The sequence below is a fragment of the Bacterioplanes sanyensis genome (assembly GCF_014652515.1).
In the GTDB taxonomy this organism is placed as follows: Bacteria; Pseudomonadota; Gammaproteobacteria; order Pseudomonadales; family Oceanobacteraceae; genus Bacterioplanes; species Bacterioplanes sanyensis.
Genome location: NZ_BMYY01000002.1, coordinates 244,457 through 263,006, shown reverse-complemented (window position 1 = coordinate 263,006; position 18,550 = coordinate 244,457). Strand labels below are relative to the sequence as shown.

The window sequence follows — 18,550 nt, the reverse complement described above, 5'->3', positions numbered from 1 at the left end:
GGACCTATGAACGACAAATGGCCAAAAATTCTTGGGCGTCTAATGAGGCGCCGCCTACCAAGCCGCCGTCGATATCCGGCTGGCTAAATAATTCTTCTGCATTGGCAGCTTTCACACTACCACCGTAGAGAATGGGCGTACGCTCAGCGACCTCAGCAGACACCTGCTGCAGTTGCGAGCGAATAAAAGCATGCATCGCTTGAGCTTGGGCCGGCGTTGCCGTTTCTCCCGTGCCGATCGCCCAGACGGGCTCATACGCAATAACAATGTGTTGCCAGTCAGCGGGAGCCAACTCCGTCACCAGACGACGCAACTGTTGCGCAACAACCGCCTGCTCATCGCCAACTTGACGCTGGGCTAGAGTTTCCCCGACACACACGTACGCGGTCAGCCCAACGGCCAGTGCCTGTTGAGTTTTCGCCAACACGGCATCGTCATTTTCAGCAAACAGCGAGCGACGCTCGGAATGCCCCACCAGAACGTGCCGTGCGCCGATGTCATGCACCATACTGGCGGCAACTTCACCGGTGTAAGCGCCGGATTCATAAGCGGCACACGTTTGCGCACCCACACCAATTTGACTCTGCTTCGTCAACTCGACGGCCAGTGCCAAGTAAGGCGCAGGTGGGAAGACCACCACGTCTTTGCTGTCATCTTGAAACTCGCTCAGCGCTCGTAACAGTGTGCGAACACTGTCAACACTGGCGTTCATTTTCCAGTTGCCAGCAATCAGGCGACGCCGCATAACCCATCCCCAAACTTAAAGAGCGCAGATACTATCCAAGTTGCGCCGCTGGCACAACCAACAACGCAGCTGAGTATGGTCTGCATCACGGCTGTCAATTGAGCTCTTGCTCGACCACGCGAGCTAAGTCTGACGCTAGAACCTTAACCAAATCGACATCTTCGCCTTCCACCATCACTCTTACCAAGGGCTCGGTACCCGATGGTCGTAACAATACTCGACCACGCTGAGCCAGACGCGCCTCCGTCGCCGCAACCACCTGTTGAATCGCGGCATTAGTATGAATATCGATATCGCGGTGGCGCGGCACATTGATCATGGTTTGCGGCATTTTGCTCATACGCTGCGACCAATCGTGCAACGACGCACCGCTATCACGCAAAGCCACCATGACTTGCAAGGCCGATACAATGCCGTCGCCCGTAGTGTTAGCATCTAGGCACAGCAAATGACCGGAAGACTCGCCGCCATAGCGCCAACCTAGCTCACTCAGCATCTGCATCACATAGCGATCACCGACCTTAGCGCGACGAAACTCGATACCCGCATCCTTTAACGCCAACTCCAGCCCCAAGTTGCTCATCAAGGTACCCACCACACCGCCATTTAAGCGCTGTTGCTGCTGAGCATGGCGGGCAACAATAAACAACAGCTGATCGCCATCAATCAACTCGCCGCAGTGATCCACCATCATCACTCGATCGCCGTCGCCATCAAAGGCAATGCCCAAATCTGCTTGCTCGGCCAACACCCGCTGACGTAATGCTTCGGGCTCGGTTGAGCCAACATCAGCATTGATGTTTAAACCGTCGGGTTGGTTACCCATGGCAATGACTTGCGCGCCCAACTCGCGAAACACCGCCGGCGCAATCTGGTAGGTTGCCCCGTGAGCACAATCCAGAACCACTTTGAGCCCGCGCAAGTTCAATGAATTGGCCGTGCCTTTGCAAAACTCGATGTAGCGCCCGGCGGCGTCATCGATACGCTGCGCTTTACCCAGCTGGTCTGATTCGACACAGGTCATTTCTTGGTCAAGCCAGTGCTCAATCGCCAGCTCGGTTTCGTCGGGCAGTTTTTGGCCATCGGCCGAGAAGAACTTGATGCCGTTGTCATAAAACGGGTTGTGCGAGGCACTGATCACAATGCCAGCTTGGGCACGAAAAGTACGGGTTAAATACGCGATGCCAGGCGTAGGAATAGGCCCCAGCAAACCGATGTCCACACCCGCCGCCGATAGGCCGGCTTCCAGTGCGGACTCAAACATATAGCCAGATATACGCGTATCCTTGCCGATTAAAATGCGGCTTTTACCCTGCTGAGCAAATACCTTGCCCGCAGCCCAACCCAGTTTCATCACAAACTCTGGTGTGATCGGCGCCGTGCCGACACGACCGCGAATACCGTCGGTACCAAAATAGCGTCTAGCCATGTGTCATCCTGTTGTTCATTGCCAGCTCGAAGGGTGCTGGCTGGCGTTCCATACCGCCAAGGCATCGGCGGTCGCACGCACATCGTGTACTCGTAAAATGCGTGCGCCATTCATAGCGCACAATAATGCCCCAGCGACACTGCCAGCGATGCGTTGATCGGCCTGGCGTTGTCCAGTGACTTCACCAATCATGCGCTTACGCGACAAGCCTGTCAGCAACGGCAACTGCAAGCGTTGCTGCAGCTCTTGCAAACGTTGAATCAGCTCGTAGTTGTGGCGAGTTGTTTTACCAAAACCAAAGCCGGGGTCAATCAACATACGTGAACGTGTGATGCCGGCACGTTCACAAACCTCGACCCGTTCTGCTAGAAAGTCACTGACATCATCCAGTACCGATGTGTAACTGGGGTCGAACTGCATGGTTTGTGGCTCGCCCTGCATATGCATCAAGCAAATGAGCATATCGCTCGCCGCTGCTGCCTCCAGCGCGCCATCACGGCGCAAAGCCCGCACATCATTGACCATATGTGCGCCTAGCGCAGAGGCTTCACCAATCACTGAGGCTGTGCTGGTATCAACCGATACCATGGCATCCGTCTTGGCCAGCAAAGCTTCAACCACAGGCAGCACACGATCTAGTTCTTGTTGTTCGCCGACCGGCTCAGCGCCTGGGCGAGTCGACTCGCCGCCAACGTCAATGACAGTTGCGCCATCTGCCAGCATCTGTTCTGCATGTTGGAGAGCGGCATCCAAATGGTTGAAACGCCCTCCATCCGAAAATGAATCCGGCGTGACATTCAGGATGCCCATTATGCGCACCTGAGATAAATCCAGCGTACGGCCAGCACCAGTTACAATCATGAAGTTTTTCTCAAACAGAAAAAGCGGCCCTTAGGCCGCCTTTGTTAATCAAGATAGGATTATTGGCGTTCCCCAGCTGGGTCACCGACGATGTCATCATCGCCATCTTGGGCCATGTCGCGGCTGTCTTCAGCTGGCGCTGAAGGGCCTGAGGAGTCATCACCACTCCAAGCTTTAGGCGGACGTGGTTTGCGGCCCTCCATGATGTCGTCAATTTGATCTGCGTCGATGGTTTCGTACTCCATCAAGGCATCTTTCATCAGCTCAAGTTTGTCACGATTATCTTCCAGAATCTGGTAGGCGCGCTGGTAGCAGCCATCCAGCAATTGCTTGACCTCAGCGTCAATCAAGCGAGCCGTTTCATCAGAAAGATGGGACAACTGACCTCCGCCAGCTGCACCCAAGTAGCTTTGCTGCTCTTCTTCGGTATACAGCTGTGGTCCAAGCTTCTCTGACAAGCCCCACTTGGTGACATAGTTACGCGCATATTTGGTCGCACGTTCAATGTCATTGGAGGCACCGGTCGTTACACCGTCTTTGCCTAAGGTCATTTCTTCAGCAATACGGCCGCCGTACAGCGAGCAAATATTGCTTTCGATACCGCGCTTGCTGATGGAGTTACGGTCTTCTTCCGGCAAAAACATGGTCACACCTAACGCGCGGCCACGCGGAATAATCGACACCTTGTACACAGGATCATGCTCCGGCACCAAGCGACCGACAATCGCATGACCCGCCTCGTGATACGCAGTGTTGGTTTTTTCTTTCTCCGACATCACCATGGTCTTGCGCTCGGCGCCCATCAGGATTTTATCCTTAGCTTGCTCGAACTCTTCCATGGTGACTAGGTTACGATTGGCACGCGCCGCAAACAGCGAGGCCTCATTGACTAAGTTGGCCAAGTCCGCACCTGAGAAACCTGGAGTACCACGGGCAATCAACGATGGTTTTACATCGTCGGCTATCGGTACTTTGCGCATGTGCACTTTCAGAATCTGCTCACGACCACGAATATCCGGCAAACCAACAGTCACCTGACGGTCAAAGCGGCCTGGACGCAGCAACGCTGGATCAAGTACATCCGGGCGGTTAGTTGCAGCAATCACAATAATGCCGTCGTTCACCTCGAAGCCATCCATTTCAACCAGAAGTTGGTTCAGGGTTTGCTCACGCTCATCGTTGCCACCACCGATGCCCACGCCACGGGAACGACCGACAGCATCGATTTCGTCAATAAAGATGATACAAGGCGCTTGCTTCTTAGCCTGATCGAACATGTCGCGTACCCGCGAGGCACCAACACCGACAAACATTTCAACAAAATCAGAACCAGAGATGGAGAAATACGGCACTTTAGCTTCGCCGGCAATGGCTTTTGCTAGCAGGGTTTTACCCGTACCTGGCTGACCCACCATCAATACACCGCGAGGAATCTTACCGCCCAGGCGCTGATACTTGCCCGGATCACGCAGAAACTCGACCAGCTCTTTCACGTCTTCTTTGGCTTCATCACAGCCAGCAACGTCGTCGAAAGTGGTTTTGATTTGGTCTTCGCTGAGCAGCTTGGCCTTGCTTTTACCGAATGCCATTGGCCCACCACGACCACTGCTGCCGCCTTGCATCTGACGCATAAACAGCATGAAGACAGCGATGATGATCAAAATCGGCAGCGACGCTAGCAGCAACTGAGAAAGAAAGCCTTGCTTCTCGGGCTTTTCACCAACCACCTGCACACGGTTTTCCAGCAAGGTGTCCATAAGCTTGTCATCGTAAACCGGCAATACGGTTTCAAATGACTCGCCACTGGAGCTGATGCCTTTGATCGATTGACCGGATATGGTCACCTTCTCGACCTGGCCGCTTTGCACAGCGGTTATGAACTCAGAATAGGAGTAACTGGCTCCTTGTCCGACGTTCTGAAAATTGTTGAACACCATCATCAGGACAGCAGCAATCACTGCCCATAGAATGAAATTTTTGGCCATATCAGGCACCACCTCAATTAACTGCCAGTCCCACAGGGACGGTTGCCAGGGGCTTTAGCTTAGCAAGCTAGCTCAGGTCCGAAAACCTTTTGCTACTAGGTAGACCTCCCGCGAACGGGCACGAGAAGCCTTGGGCTTGCGGATCAGGACCTTTGTAAAGGATTGTTTGACCTCAGCAAGATAGTCGTCAAACCCTTCACCTTGAAACACTTTGGCAACAAACTCGCCGTTCGGTTTCAGCACCTGGCGGGCCATATCCAACGCCAGTTCGACCAGATACATGGCGCTAGGTTGATCAATCGACGCCATACCACTCATATTGGGGGCCATATCGGAAATTACAAGATCCACTGGCCTGCCATTGATGGCGGCCATCAACTGATCAAACACCGCTTCTTCGGTAAAATCGCCTTGAATGAACTCGACATCGGCGATGTTATCCATGGGCAAAATGTCTGATGCGATGACCAGGCCTTGACCATTGAGCCGCTTCGCCACCACCTGCGACCAGCCACCTGGAGCACTGCCTAAATCCACCACGGTCATACCTGGCCGTAGCAGTTTATCGCGCTCGTCTAACTCCAACAGCTTGTAACTGGCACGTGTGCGATAGCCATCTTGCTGGGCGCGTTGCACGTATTCGTCATCGACGTGTTCTTTCAGCCAACCGGCACTGCTTTTTGAACGCGCCATAGGGGGTTTTTCTCCTCATTCAGGTATACTGGTAGTTTACCATCGAAAACCTGAGTAACCGACACCGCATGACACTAAGCAACGAGCAAAAGAAAGCCTACCGCGCTATTGGCCACCGTTTGAACCCCATCGTCACCGTCGCAGGCAATGGCTTGTCTGAGGGGGTTATGGATGAGCTCAACCGCGCCTTGGACGACCATGAGCTAATCAAAGTCAAACTGGCGGTAGGTGACCGTGAGATCAAAAAGGCCGTCATTGCAGAAATGGTTAAGGCCTGCTCCGCTCAGCTGGTACAGCAAATCGGCAACACCGCACTGCTGCTGCGCCGCAACCCAAAGGCCAACCCCAAGCTATCTAACCTGAGCTAATCGACCCGATGAGAACTAGGCTGGCGCCGCACCACATCCAGTGGCGCCAACCACAGCCACACCAAACCTAAAACGCACATGGCGTGCAACACCATCATTTGCAGCTTCCACCAAGGCAGCAGAGCAAAATAGCCAGCGGACAGCGCCAGCATGATCAACAGCATCCGCGACGGCAACTGACGCCAATCAAAGACTCGCCGTACCAACGCCATCAACAACAGTAATGTGCCCGCCACTGCACCGATGCCGACCATGGCATTCATCACTTCAACACCGTGATGAGGAAAGTACCCCTTATGCTCCAGCAAAGGCCGCACAACGTAGGCGCAACTCCACAAACCACCAAGCCAGAAAGTACGCAGTAAAATCAAATAATGTCGCATCGCATCCTCTGGGGAACAGTGCATTCACTGAGGCAGCTACGTTAGGCCACCACAGCAACGACCGCAATGATCGGTATCAGAACACAGTTGCGACTAATGGGGTGTTGGAAGGGGCCACCGTTCTAGGGATAATGGAGAAATTTTCCGTCTTCGGCATTGATCAAAATTTAAGGTTGCGCAGCGCATGTCAGATATTGTTATTTCCGGAACCGGCTTGTTTGTTCCTCCTCACCAGATCACCAACGACGAGCTGGTGGCGGCCTACAACGCCTATGTAGAGCGCCACAACGAGCAACATGCCGAGGCCATTGCCGCTGGCGAGCGCCAAGCATTGTCGCCGTCAAGCTCGGAATTTATCGAGAAAGCATCTGGCATTAAAGCACGCTATGCCATGTATAAAGACGGCATTATAAACCCTGACATCATGCATCCGGTGTTTGAGCCAACCCAAAAAGGTCGCACCCCGGAGATGGTGACCATGGGCATTGCGGCTGCCAAAGAAGCCATGGCACAAGCCAACAAAAAACCCGAAGACATCGACCTGGTCATTGTCTCCAGCACCTTTCGCCAGCGCGACTACCCCGGCATGGCGGTAGAGATTCAGCGTGATCTGGGCATCCAAGGCTCAGCTTACGACATGGGCATCGCCTGTTCATCCGCCACCTTCGGCATGATCAACGCATTTGCGGCTCTCAAGGCCGGCATCGCACGCTGCGTATTGTTTGTGAACCCAGAATTCACCACACCAGGCCTAAACTTTAAGTCGCGCGACAGCCACTTTATTTTTGGCGACGTCGCCACCGCTGCCGTCCTTGAGCCTGCTGACACATGCACCAGCGAGCAGGCCTTCCGCATTGTTGATACCAAGCAGTTCACCCAGTACTCCGACAATATTCGCAGCGACGCTTCCTACGCCGACTATTGCTTTGAAGACCTGCCAGAAGATCGCCCTTTCTTTAAACAAGAAGGTCGCAAGGTGTTCAAAGAGCTGCTGCCGCTGGTCACACGCTTTATCACTGAGCAATTAGCCGAAAATCAACTGGAGCCGCAGTCACTGAAGCGCATGTGGTTGCATCAGGCCAATATCAATATGAATAACTTTGCGGTGAAAAAACTGCTCGGCCGCGACCCCGTTGGTGATGAAGCGCCGATTGTGCTGGATGAATTTGCCAACACCGCCTCCTCGGGGTCGGTGATCGCCTTCCATCGCTACAAGCAAGACTTCGAGCAAGGTGATAAGGGCCTGATTTGCTCGTTTGGCGCCGGCTACTCCATCGGCAGCTTGTTGGTTGAAAAGCTTTGATCTGATCGTTCCAGGCCACATTGCATAGGCCCAAAACGACTTTATTGCCTTTTTTTCAAAAAACCTTCATTAGGCGAACGCTATCTCATGTGTCAGTCTGTGATTAAAAACTGACACATGAGGAACCTCAATGACTCAGCCCGCTTCCTTCGATCGCGAACAACTACTGGCCTGTGGCCACGGCGAGATGTTCGGAGAAGGCAACGCCCGCTTGCCGCTACCCAATATGCTGATGATGGACCGCATCGTCCATATCAGCTCTGAAGGCGGTGCCTACGGCAAAGGCGAAATCGTCGCCGAACTCGACATCAACCCAGACTTATGGTTTTTCGACTGCCATTTTGAAGGCGACCCAGTCATGCCCGGCTGCTTAGGCCTAGATGCCATGTGGCAACTGGTCGGCTTCTTTCTTGGCTGGCGCGGCAACCCAGGACGCGGGCGCGCACTGGGCTGTGGCGAAGTGAAATTCCGCGGCCAAGTATTGCCCAAGGCACAAAAGGTCACTTACCGCATCGACATGAAACGCGTCATGGAGCAAAAACTGGTCATGGGCATTGCCGATGCGCGCATGGAAGTGGACGGCCGTGAGATTTATCAGGCCAAAGACTTGCGAGTGGGCTTGTTTACCTCAACCGACGATTTTTAAACGCGCCTGAGCAACCACAAAAAAAGCCGGCAAACGCCGGCTTTTTTTACATCAGGCTAGAATCAAACGTGCTTAACTTCGTCGATTTCGTACTCAACCGCACCGGCTGGTACCTGCACAACGACAATGTCGCCTTCTTCTTTACCAATCAGCGCACGCGCAATCGGAGATGAGATCGAGATGCGGTTATTTTTAATATCCGCCTCATCGTCTCCCACGATTTTGTATTCAACGCTTTCATCGGTATCACAATTAATGATGCTTACCGTGGTACCAAACAGCACTTTGCCGCTGTGCGGAATGCTGGTGATATCAATCACCTGAGCATTGGACAGCTTGCCTTCAATGTCTTGAATGCGACCTTCAATAAAGCCTTGCTGCTCACGCGCGGCATGGTATTCCGCATTTTCTTTCAGATCGCCATGTTCACGAGCTTCGGCAATGGCCTCGATGACCTTGGGGCGCTCTACGCCTTTGAGCTGTTGCAGCTCATCGCGCAAGGCCTGCTCCCCTTCTTTGGTCATAGGGTACTTTTGCATAAATCACTCCTTTTAGACGCGCCCATTAAATGGACGCGTGCAGTTCTTGTAAACGACGAACGTCGGCTGAGCCTTCGGACTTCAATGCCTCTACCACGGCTTCGGCACCGGCCAGCGTGGTGGTGTAATACACCTTGTGCTGCAGCGCGCTGCGACGAATATCCGCCGAGTCAGCAATGGCCTGCGCACCTTCGGTGGTATTCACGATCAAGGCAATTTCATCGTTCTTAATCATATCAACAATGTGCGGGCGGCCTTCAGTCACTTTATTGACTTTATCCACCGCCACACCGGCTTGTTGCAATACGTGGCAAGTCCCTTGAGTAGACACCAGAGTAAAGCCACATTCAATCAGGCCACGGGCAACGTCAACCACACCGGCTTTATCGGCATCGCGTACTGACACAAAAGCAATGCCCGAATGCGGAATGCTCGCGCCCGCACCCAGTTGAGCTTTGTAGAACGCCTCGCCAAAGCTGGTACCCGCGCCCATGACCTCACCGGTGGACTTCATTTCAGGGCCCAAAATCGGATCCACACCTTGGAACTTGTTGAACGGGAACACCGCTTCTTTCACCGAGTAGTAACTCGGAATGATTTCCTCGGTAAAGCCCAGCTCGGCCAGTGTTTTGCCCGCCATGACTTTGGCCGCAATCGCCGCCAACGAGGTGCCAATGCACTTAGACACAAACGGCACGGTGCGTGATGCACGCGGGTTGACCTCGATGACGTAGATTTCACCATCTTGCCAGGCCAACTGAGTGTTCATCAAACCAACCACACCCAGCTCCAGCGCCATCTTGCGCACCATGTCGCGCATTTCGTCCTGCACATCGGCAGGCAAGCTGTAGGGTGGCAGCGAGCAGGCCGAGTCACCCGAGTGAATACCCGCCTGCTCAATGTGCTGCATAATGCCGCCGATCACTACTTGCTCACCGTCACACACGGCGTCGATATCGACCTCTACCGCACGGTTCAGGAAGTAGTCGAGCAAGACTGGTGAATCGTTAGACACCTGCACGGCTTCGCGCATATAGCGGCGCAACGACTCTTCATCGTTAACAATTTCCATCGCCCGACCGCCCAACACGTAGGAAGGACGCACCACCAGCGGGTAACCAATATCATTGGCCTTGTTAATCGCCTCTTCGGTCGAGGTCACGGTAGCATTGACCGGCTGCTTCAGACCCAAGCGCTGAATCATTTGCTGAAAGCGCTCACGGTCTTCTGCGCGGTCAATCGCCTCTGGCGAGGTACCAATAATGGGTACGCCTGCAGCTTCCAGCTCGTTGGCCAGTTTCAGTGGTGTTTGGCCACCGTACTGCACAATGACGCCTTTCGGTTGCTCTTTGTCGACGATTTCCAGCACGTCTTCCAGCGTCAATGGCTCGAAGTACAAACGGTCAGACGTGTCGTAATCGGTAGAGACGGTTTCCGGGTTACAGTTGACCATGATGGCCTCGTACCCTTCCTCTTTCGCGGCAAAGGCAGCGTGCACACAGCAGTAGTCAAACTCAATGCCTTGACCAATACGGTTAGGACCGCCACCCAGCACGATGATTTTATCGCGCTCAGACGGTGCCGCTTCGCACTCTTCTTCATACGTTGAGTACATGTAAGCCGTGTCGGTCGCAAACTCCGCCGCGCAGGTATCAACGCGCTTATACACAGGGCGCACGCCCAGCTTTTGGCGCTGCTTGCGGAAGGCTTTTTCACTCACACCCAGCAGGGTTGCCAAGCGCGCATCGGAGAAGCCTTTGCGCTTTAAGCGATAAATGCGATCGGCATCCAGTGCCATCAGGCTGCTGGCGGCAATTTCGGCTTCTTCTTTGATCAGGTCTTCGATTTGCACCAGGAACCAAGGATCGACGGCACAGTGGCTAAACACTTCTTCGACCGTCATGCCCAAACGGAAGGCATCGGCGATGTACCAGATGCGCTCAGCTCCTGGGGTGTTCAGCTCCGCTAATACTTTTTCGCGCGCGTGCTCATGAGTTGCGTCCACTTTCGGATCAAAACCACTGGCACCCACTTCTAGGCCGCGCAAGGCTTTTTGCAGCGATTCTTGCTGGGTACGGCCCATGGCCATGACTTCACCGACCGACTTCATTTGCGTAGTCAGACGAGCATCCGCTTGCGGGAACTTCTCGAAGGTAAAGCGTGGAATTTTAGTCACGACGTAGTCGATCGACGGCTCGAACGATGCCGGTGTGGCACCGCCGGTGATGTCGTTTTGCAGCTCATCCAGGGTGTAACCCACTGCCAACTTGGCCGCCACTTTCGCAATCGGGAAGCCCGTGGCTTTCGACGCCAGCGCCGATGAACGTGACACCCGCGGGTTCATTTCGATCACCACCATGCGCCCAGTTTTAGGATCAACACCAAACTGCACGTTAGAGCCACCGGTTTCAACACCGATCTCACGCAGCACCGCCAAGGAGGCATCACGCATCAGTTGGTATTCTTTGTCGGTCAGGGTTTGCGCAGGCGCGACGGTAATGGAGTCGCCAGTGTGCACGCCCATCGGATCGAAGTTTTCGATCGAGCAAACGATGATGCAGTTGTCGTTTTTGTCCCGCACCACTTCCATTTCATATTCTTTCCAACCGATCAGGGACTCATCGATCAACAACTCGTTGGTGGGCGATAAATCCAAGCCGCGCTGGCAGATTTCTTCAAACTCTTCCTTGTTGTAGGCAATACCGCCACCGCTGCCGCCCATGGTAAAGGACGGACGAATGATGCACGGAAAGCCCAAGTCTTGTTGCACTTCGCGTGCTTCTTCCATGCTGTGGGCAATGCCCGCGCGCGGACATTCTAGACCGATGTTTTTCATCGCCTGATCAAAGCGGTCACGGTCTTCGGCTTTGTCGATGGTGTCGGCGTTGGCGCCGATCATTTCAACGCCAAACTTCTCTAACACGCCCGCTTGCTCTAGGCCCAGCGCACAGTTAAGTGCCGTTTGGCCACCCATGGTTGGCAGCAATGCATCTGGGCGCTCTTTTTCAATAATTTTGGCCACCGTATCAACGGTGATCGGCTCGATGTAGGTCGCATCAGCCATCACCGGGTCGGTCATGATGGTGGCTGGGTTGGAGTTCACCAAAATGACACGGTAACCCTCTTCACGCAGCGCTTTACACGCCTGCGCACCTGAGTAGTCGAACTCACAGGCCTGACCGATCACAATCGGACCAGCGCCAATAATCAAAATACTGCTGATATCGCTACGTTTTGGCATGGCTGAATCCTTAGTTACGGGCTTTTTCAATCAATTCGATAAACTGGTCAAACAGCGGTGCCACATCGCGCGGGCCAGGGCTCGCCTCTGGGTGCCCCTGAAAGCTAAAGGCCGGCTTATCTGTGCGCGCAATGCCCTGCAAAGTACCATCAAACAGCGACTTATGCGTTGCCTTGAGGTTGGCTGGCAGGGTGCTTTCGTCGACGGCAAAACCGTGGTTTTGCGAGGTAATCATCACCACACCCGTGTCTAAATCTTGCACTGGATGGTTAGCACCGTGATGGCCGTGACCCATTTTCACCGTCTTGGCCCCAGACGCCAGCGCGAGCAGCTGATGCCCCAAGCAAATGCCAAACACAGGGATATTGGTTTCCAAGATTTCTTTAATGGCATTAATGGCGTAATCACATGGCTCCGGGTCACCCGGGCCGTTGGATAAAAATACGCCATCAGGATTCATCGCCAGCACGTCACTGGCTGGGGTTTGCGCCGGCACCACAGTTAACTCACAACCGCGCTCCGCCAGCATGCGCAAGATGTTGCGTTTAACACCGAAGTCGTAGGCCACAACTTTGTACTTGGGTGCGGTTTGAACGCCATAGCCGCGACCCAGCGTCCATTCACTTTCAGTCCAGCGATAGGCTTCTTTCGTGCAGACTTCTTTCGCCAAGTCCATGCCTTTCAGGCCAGGAAACGCTTTGGCTTGCTGCAACGCTTCATCAATGCGCGCCTGCTCGTAAGCATCGTCAGCGGCCAGCAAGCAACCGTTGAGCGAGCCCTTTTCACGCAACACGCGCGTTAAACGACGCGTGTCGATGTCGGCGATGCCGAGGATGTTGTGCTGTTCGAGGTAGCTATCCAGCGCCTGCTCACTGCGAAAGTTAGAAGCCACCAGCGGTAAATCACGAATCACCAGACCTTTGGCAAAAACCCCGCGCGACTCTTCGTCTTCACGGCAGGTGCCGTAGTTGCCGATGTGCGGGTAGGTCAGGGTAACAATCTGGTTGGCATAGGATGGGTCAGTCAGAATTTCCTGATAACCCGTCATGGAGGTGTTAAAAACTACCTCTCCGACCGACAACCCGGTGGCACCAAAACTGGTGCCTTTAAACAGGCTGCCGTCCTCAAGAGCAAGAATGGCTGGCGTAGGCAAGGCTCAATCCCCGAAAAGATACATTGAACAGAATGGTCAGCATGCAACTGGAGTGCGCCGTGGCCGGCGGCTAATCGTAAAAAAGCGGAATGGCGACTGAGAGACACCATTCCGCTTTTTAAAACTGGTTCGGTGCCCCACTGCTGGGCTGCACCTCTGTACATGCTGGACTTAACCCTAAATGATACTCAAAAGTGCTTTCTCTGTCCACGCCAGCAGCCGATGAAGACGCAACGCAGGGACATAGTTACAAAAATAACAACATGATCTGCTCATCATCGGATTCGGTAATGACAGATGAAGCAGAGGATTACATAATGTAACAATCATGTAAGACAAACTTACACTCAATTTTACTTAACAACCCCCCCCTATCGTTCTTTATCATTATTGACTGCTTTAACTACTGACACTGTTTTCACTAGCGTCGTATGCTAAAGCAGCTCCATGGCCCGACCATGCTGTAGGCTGGCCATGTAGAAACACAATAAACAGCACCCGAGGATGACGTGAGGACCTTATTATGCCTGTAGCCGTAGACGGACGCCGTCGACTGCAACCCGAAGAGCGCAAACGCCTATTGCTCTCACACGCCGTGGAAGTATTTGCTCAGCGTGGCATTGGCCGTGGCGGCCATACCGAGATCGCCGAGCTGGGCGGTGTTTCTGTTGCCACCGTATTTAACTACTTCAAAACACGCGAAGCATTGGTGAGCAATGTACTGGCGGAAGTTGAGCAGTTTTTACTGCAACTCGCCGAAGATATTTATAAAGAGTATGACGACCCGGTTGAAGCCGTACGCGCTCACATCAAAGCTTTTATGCAAGCCTGCGATGAGCATCCCGCTTACATCAAGGTGTGGCTGGAGTGGAGTGCATCCGTACGTGATGAAATCTGGCCTAGCTACCTAGAGTTTCAAAATAAGCTGCTGGACTTAATCGCCAAGCAAATAGACAAAGGTGTTAAAAAAGGCCAACTTGAGCCAGGCTTGCCCCCCAAAGAGCGGGCTCGCTGGGCACTGGGCAATGCACAAATGCTGGTCTCTATGGTGTTCGACCCGAGTGGCAAACCACGCGGCATGGAGCGCATGGTAGAACGCGGCTTCGATCACTTATTGGGCGTCAAGGCCTAACAAGCCTGACGATTATACTTGGCACCGAACTGTTCAAAGGTGCCTGCAATAAAAAACGGGCTTGCGCCCGTTTTTTTATGCTCAACCGCATGAGTTAAAAGCCCAACACGTCTTGCATATCATACAAACCATGAGGCTGATCAACCGCCCACAGGGCAGCACGAAGAGCGCCCTTGGCAAAAGTCATACGACTTTGTGCCTTGTGAGTGATTTCCACCCGCTCGCCATCAGCTGCAAACATCACGGTGTGATCTCCAACGACATCGCCACCGCGTATGGTTTCAAAGCCAATCTGCTTTTGCGGTCGCTCACCGGTATGACCTTCACGGCCATACACAGCGACTTCGTTTAAATCCCAGCCCATGGTGTCGGCCACGACCTCACCCATACGCAATGCAGTGCCTGAGGGCGCATCGACCTTGTGGCGATGGTGCATTTCCACCACCTCGATATCACTGTCTTCGCCCATCACTGACGACGCCATGCGCAGCAAGTTCAAACACAGGTTCACACCCACCGAATAATTGGGTGCAAATACCACAGCATGATCCGCCGCTGCCGTTTGTAGCTGGGCTTTCTGGCTGTCGCTTAAGCCAGTGGTGCCAATCACAATGGCTTTACCCGCGGCGCGACATAGTTCGACATTGGCCATGGTGGCGGCAGGCGCAGTGAAATCGATCAGCACGTCAAAGGTATCTCGTGCTTGCTCGATGTCCGCTCGAGTTGCTACTCCAAGCTCGCGCCCAAGGCCCGCCAGAGCACCTACATCGACCCCCAGCATCGGGTCATTTGGCAGCACAAACGCTGCGCCCAGTTCGGCTTGCGCGTGATTGGCAACCGCTTCGACCAGCACTCGCCCCATGCGACCGGCCGCACCGGCTATGGCTATTCGCGTCATGTTTTATCCTGCTTTTGCAGCAACAGCGTGGTCACCGTTGCGGATTAGATTTCTTCAAAAAACTTTTTCACGCCGTCAAACCAGCCGGTCTTTTTCGGCGAGTGTTTTTCACCCGTCAAGGAGGCTTGGAACTGGCGCAGCAGATCTTTTTGCTCACCGGTTAGATTCACCGGTGTTTCCACCTGCACCCGACACAACAAGTCACCCGGCGCACCGCCACGCACCGGCGTGACGCCTTTACCGCGCAAACGGAACAACTTGCCACTTTGGGTTTCGGCTGGAATCTTCAGCTTCACACGACCATCCAAGGTAGGCACTTCGAGTTCACCGCCCAGTGCTGCGTCGACAATACTGATCGGCACATCACAGTAGAGGTTACGACCATCGCGCTGGAACAGATCGTGCTCGCGCACACTGACCTGCACATACAAATCACCGGCCGGACCACCCATGGCACCCGCTTCACCTTCACCGGACAAGCGAATGCGATCACCGGTATCCACACCGGGTGGAATTTTCACCGACAGTGTTTTGGTTTCTTCCTTCACGCCACGACCGTGACAACTGGCGCACGGATCATCAATGATGGTGCCCTGACCGCGACAACTCGGACACGTTTGCTGCACCGAGAAGAACCCTTGCTGCATACGCACTTGGCCATGACCACCACAGGTATTACAGGTTTTGGGCGAAGTACCCGGCTTAGCGCCGCTGCCACCACAAGGCTCACACCCCACTAGAGTTGGCACCTTGATGGTTTTTTCAATACCGCGAACAGCCTCTTCCAGCGTTAGCTCCAAGGTGTAGCGCAAATCCGATCCACGCTGCGGACCGCCACGGCCACCACGACCGCCGCCACCACCAAAGATATCGCCAAACACATCGCCGAAAATGTCGCTAAAGCTAGCGCCACCACCGCCAAAGCCACCGGCAGAGTTGGGGTCAACACCGGCATGGCCGTATTGATCGTAAGCCGCACGCTTTTGCTCATCGCCTAACACTTCGTAGGCTTCGGTGGCTTCTTTAAACTTGGCATCCGCTTCCGGATCGTCTGGGTTGCGGTCTGGGTGATACTTCATCGCCAGCTTGCGGTAAGCACGCTTCAGCTCTTTGGTATCCGCATCACGGCCAACACCCAGAATTTCGTAATAATCTCGTTTCGACATATTTCAGTATCCTGCAGATACACAAAACGCGGCCCCCAGGAGACCTGTGGCGCCGCGTCGCGTTCAATCAGAGCGGGCCCTGATTATTTGTCTTTGACTTCCTCAAACTCGGCGTCGACAACGTCGTCATCCTGAGCAGACTTTTGCTCGCCATCAGCACCGGCCTGACCTTGCTGCGCTTGTTCAGCATACAGCTTTTGCGCCAGCGAGCTGGAGGCTTCGGTCAGCGCTTGAGTTTTCTGCTCAATGGCTGCTTTATCGTCGCCTTTCAGCGCTTCCTCCAGCTCAGTAATGGCTTTTTCAATCGCCTGCTTCTCGTCTTCAGTCGCCTTATCACCGGCTTCTTCCAACGTTTTCTTAGTGGCGTGAATCAAACCATCGGCGGTGTTACGCACCTGGATCATTTCTTCAAACTGCTTATCCGCTTCGGCATTGGCCTCGGCATCCGCTACCATTTTCTCGATTTCGTCATCGCTCAGGCCAGACGACGCTTTAATCACGATCGACTGCTCTTTGCCAGTGGCCTTGTCTTTGGCGCTCACGTTCAAAATGCCGTTGGCATCGATATCGAACGTCACCTCAATTTGCGGCACACCGCGCGATGCCGGTGGAATATCGCTCAAGTCAAAACGACCCAAGGATTTGTTTTGCGCCGCTTGCTTACGCTCACCTTGAACCACGTGAATGGTCACCGCAGTCTGGTTGTCTTCCGCTGTTGAGAACACCTGCGACTTTTTGGTCGGAATGGTGGTGTTCTTATCGATCAGCGGCGTGGCCACGCCACCCATGGTTTCAATGCCCAGGGTCAGAGGCGTTACGTCCAGCAGCAATACGTCTTTAACGTCACCCGACAGTACCGCGCCTTGAATCGCCGCACCCACAGCGACTGCTTCGTCTGGGTTAACGTCTTTACGTGGGTCTTTGCCGAAGAAGGCCGCGACTTTTTGCTGCACCATTGGCATACGGGTTTGGCCACCGACCAGGATTACTTCATCCACTTCGCCCGAGCTAACACCGGCATCTTTCAGTGCGATGCGGCATGGCTCCAGTGAGCGCTCAACCAAATCTTCTACCAGGCTTTCCAGCTTGGCGCGGGTCACTTTCACGTTTAAGTGCTTAGGCCCAGTCGCATCCGCTGTGATGTACGGCAGGTTCACGTCGGTTTGCTGCGCTGAAGACAGTTCAACCTTGGCTTTTTCTGCCGCTTCTTTCAGACGCTGCAGTGCCAGCGGATCGTTGTGCAAATCGATGCCGCTTTCTTTCTTAAATTCTTCTGCCAGGTACTCGATCAAACGCAGGTCAAAGTCTTCACCGCCCAAGAAGGTGTCACCGTTGGTGGCCAGTACTTCAAACTGCTTTTCACCGTCGACGTCGGCCACTTCGATGATGGAAATATCGAAAGTACCACCGCCCAAGTCGTAGACCGCGATGGTGCGGTCACCGCCTTCTTTGTCGATGCCGTAGGCCAGCGCAGCCGCCGTTGGCTCGTTGATGATGCGTTTAACATCCAAACCAGCGATTTTACCGGCGTCTTTGGTCGCCTGACGCTGCGAATCGTTGAAGTACGCAGGCACGGTAATCACAGCCTCAGTGACTGCTTCGCCCAGGTAATCTTCGGCGGTCTTTTTCATTTTCTTCAGCACTTCGGCTGAAATCTGTGGTGGTGCAAATTTTTCACCGTTGACCTGTACCCAGGCATCGCCATTGTCGGCTTCGATAATTTTGTACGGCACCATAGAGATGTCTTTTTGCACCACATCGTCACCAAAGCGACGGCCAATCAGGCGCTTGATGGCGAACAGGGTGTTGTCAGGGTTGGTCACTGCCTGACGCTTGGCTGGCTGACCCACCAAGGTCTCACCGTCGGTGTACGCAATAATCGACGGGGTGGTGCGATCACCCTCAGCGTTTTCAATGACTTTGGCTTTGTCGCCATCCTGAACCGCCACACAAGAGTTCGTGGTGCCCAGGTCGATACCAATAATTTTACCCATAGCTATTGTCTCCG

General features: G+C 53.9%; 16 protein-coding genes. 4 read left to right on the top strand and 12 right to left on the bottom strand.

The genetic code is table 11. From position 1 onward, the window contains the following. Nucleotides 1-4: 4 nt before the first annotated feature. The 5 genes from tpiA to rlmE form a co-directional block, all read right to left on the bottom strand. The gene (gene tpiA / locus IE090_RS04240; protein ID WP_189387104.1) at nt 5-745 is read right to left on the bottom strand and encodes a triose-phosphate isomerase; all 741 of its coding nucleotides are present in this window, start codon (nt 743-745) and stop codon (nt 5-7) included. A gap of 94 nt (nt 746-839) precedes the next feature. Continuing rightward, the gene (gene glmM, locus IE090_RS04235; RefSeq protein WP_189387103.1) at nt 840-2,174 is read right to left on the bottom strand and encodes a phosphoglucosamine mutase; all 1,335 of its coding nucleotides are present in this window, start codon (nt 2,172-2,174) and stop codon (nt 840-842) included. Nucleotides 2,175-2,189: 15 nt separating this feature from the next. Beyond that, nucleotides 2,190-3,035: a dihydropteroate synthase gene (gene folP / locus IE090_RS04230; protein WP_189387102.1), complete on the bottom strand. Its 846-nt coding sequence runs from the start codon at nt 3,033-3,035 to the stop codon at nt 2,190-2,192. Between the two features lie 59 nt (nt 3,036-3,094). Next, on the bottom strand, nt 3,095-5,020 hold the full coding sequence (ftsH, locus tag IE090_RS04225) for an ATP-dependent zinc metalloprotease FtsH (protein ID WP_189387101.1): 1,926 nt from the start codon (nt 5,018-5,020) through the stop codon (nt 3,095-3,097). A gap of 72 nt (nt 5,021-5,092) precedes the next feature. Then, nucleotides 5,093-5,713, bottom strand: coding sequence for a 23S rRNA (uridine(2552)-2'-O)-methyltransferase RlmE (gene rlmE, locus IE090_RS04220; protein WP_189387100.1), 621 nt, complete (start codon nt 5,711-5,713; stop codon nt 5,093-5,095). Between the two features lie 68 nt (nt 5,714-5,781). On the opposite strand from rlmE, the gene yhbY reads away from it, so the two are divergent. Beyond that, nucleotides 5,782-6,081, top strand: a complete 300-nt coding sequence (yhbY, locus tag IE090_RS04215; RefSeq protein ID WP_189387099.1) for a ribosome assembly RNA-binding protein YhbY — start codon at nt 5,782-5,784, stop codon at nt 6,079-6,081. On the opposite strand, the gene IE090_RS04210 is transcribed toward yhbY, so the two are convergent. After that, nucleotides 6,078-6,464 carry a hypothetical protein gene (locus IE090_RS04210; protein ID WP_189387098.1) on the bottom strand — a complete coding sequence of 129 codons (387 nt, stop codon included), beginning with the start codon at nt 6,462-6,464 and terminating at the stop codon, nt 6,078-6,080. The genes yhbY and IE090_RS04210 overlap by 4 nt on opposite strands. Before the next feature lie 184 nt (nt 6,465-6,648). Here IE090_RS04210 and IE090_RS04205 point away from each other — a divergent pair, with 184 nt between their 5' ends. Together IE090_RS04205 and fabA are read left to right on the top strand one after the other, a co-directional pair. Continuing rightward, the gene (locus IE090_RS04205) at nt 6,649-7,767 is read left to right on the top strand and encodes a beta-ketoacyl-ACP synthase III (protein ID WP_189387097.1); all 1,119 of its coding nucleotides are present in this window, start codon (nt 6,649-6,651) and stop codon (nt 7,765-7,767) included. A gap of 130 nt (nt 7,768-7,897) precedes the next feature. Continuing rightward, nucleotides 7,898-8,413, top strand: coding sequence for a 3-hydroxyacyl-[acyl-carrier-protein] dehydratase FabA (gene fabA, locus IE090_RS04200; RefSeq protein ID WP_189387096.1), 516 nt, complete (start codon nt 7,898-7,900; stop codon nt 8,411-8,413). 62 nt (nt 8,414-8,475) lie between these two features. On the opposite strand, the gene greA is transcribed toward fabA, so the two are convergent. Genes greA through carA form a run of 3 tightly spaced genes read right to left on the bottom strand, consistent with a single transcriptional unit; the run spans nt 8,476 to nt 13,346 of the window. Continuing rightward, entirely contained in the window at nt 8,476-8,952 is a 477-nt protein-coding gene (gene greA / locus IE090_RS04195) for a transcription elongation factor GreA (protein ID WP_189387095.1), read from the bottom strand. Nucleotides 8,953-8,977: 25 nt separating this feature from the next. Then, on the bottom strand, nt 8,978-12,193 hold the full coding sequence (gene carB / locus IE090_RS04190; protein ID WP_189387094.1) for a carbamoyl-phosphate synthase large subunit: 3,216 nt from the start codon (nt 12,191-12,193) through the stop codon (nt 8,978-8,980). Nucleotides 12,194-12,203: 10 nt separating this feature from the next. Beyond that, nucleotides 12,204-13,346, bottom strand: a complete 1,143-nt coding sequence (carA, locus tag IE090_RS04185) for a glutamine-hydrolyzing carbamoyl-phosphate synthase small subunit (RefSeq protein ID WP_189387093.1) — start codon at nt 13,344-13,346, stop codon at nt 12,204-12,206. A gap of 523 nt (nt 13,347-13,869) precedes the next feature. Between carA and IE090_RS04180 the strand changes: the two genes are divergently transcribed. Further along, nucleotides 13,870-14,478, top strand: a complete 609-nt coding sequence (locus IE090_RS04180; RefSeq protein WP_189387092.1) for a TetR/AcrR family transcriptional regulator — start codon at nt 13,870-13,872, stop codon at nt 14,476-14,478. Nucleotides 14,479-14,572: 94 nt separating this feature from the next. Here IE090_RS04180 and dapB read toward each other — a convergent pair whose 3' ends face one another. From dapB to dnaK, 3 genes are all read right to left on the bottom strand, one after another. Next, on the bottom strand, nt 14,573-15,376 hold the full coding sequence (gene dapB, locus IE090_RS04175; RefSeq protein WP_189387091.1) for a 4-hydroxy-tetrahydrodipicolinate reductase: 804 nt from the start codon (nt 15,374-15,376) through the stop codon (nt 14,573-14,575). A gap of 44 nt (nt 15,377-15,420) precedes the next feature. Continuing rightward, complete coding sequence (gene dnaJ / locus IE090_RS04170; RefSeq protein WP_189387090.1) at nt 15,421-16,542, bottom strand: molecular chaperone DnaJ; 1,122 nt, start codon at nt 16,540-16,542, stop codon at nt 15,421-15,423. An 83-nt stretch (nt 16,543-16,625) separates the two neighbouring features. Continuing rightward, entirely contained in the window at nt 16,626-18,536 is a 1,911-nt protein-coding gene (gene dnaK / locus IE090_RS04165) for a molecular chaperone DnaK (RefSeq protein WP_189387089.1), read from the bottom strand. Between the last annotated feature and the right edge of the window lie 14 nt (nt 18,537-18,550).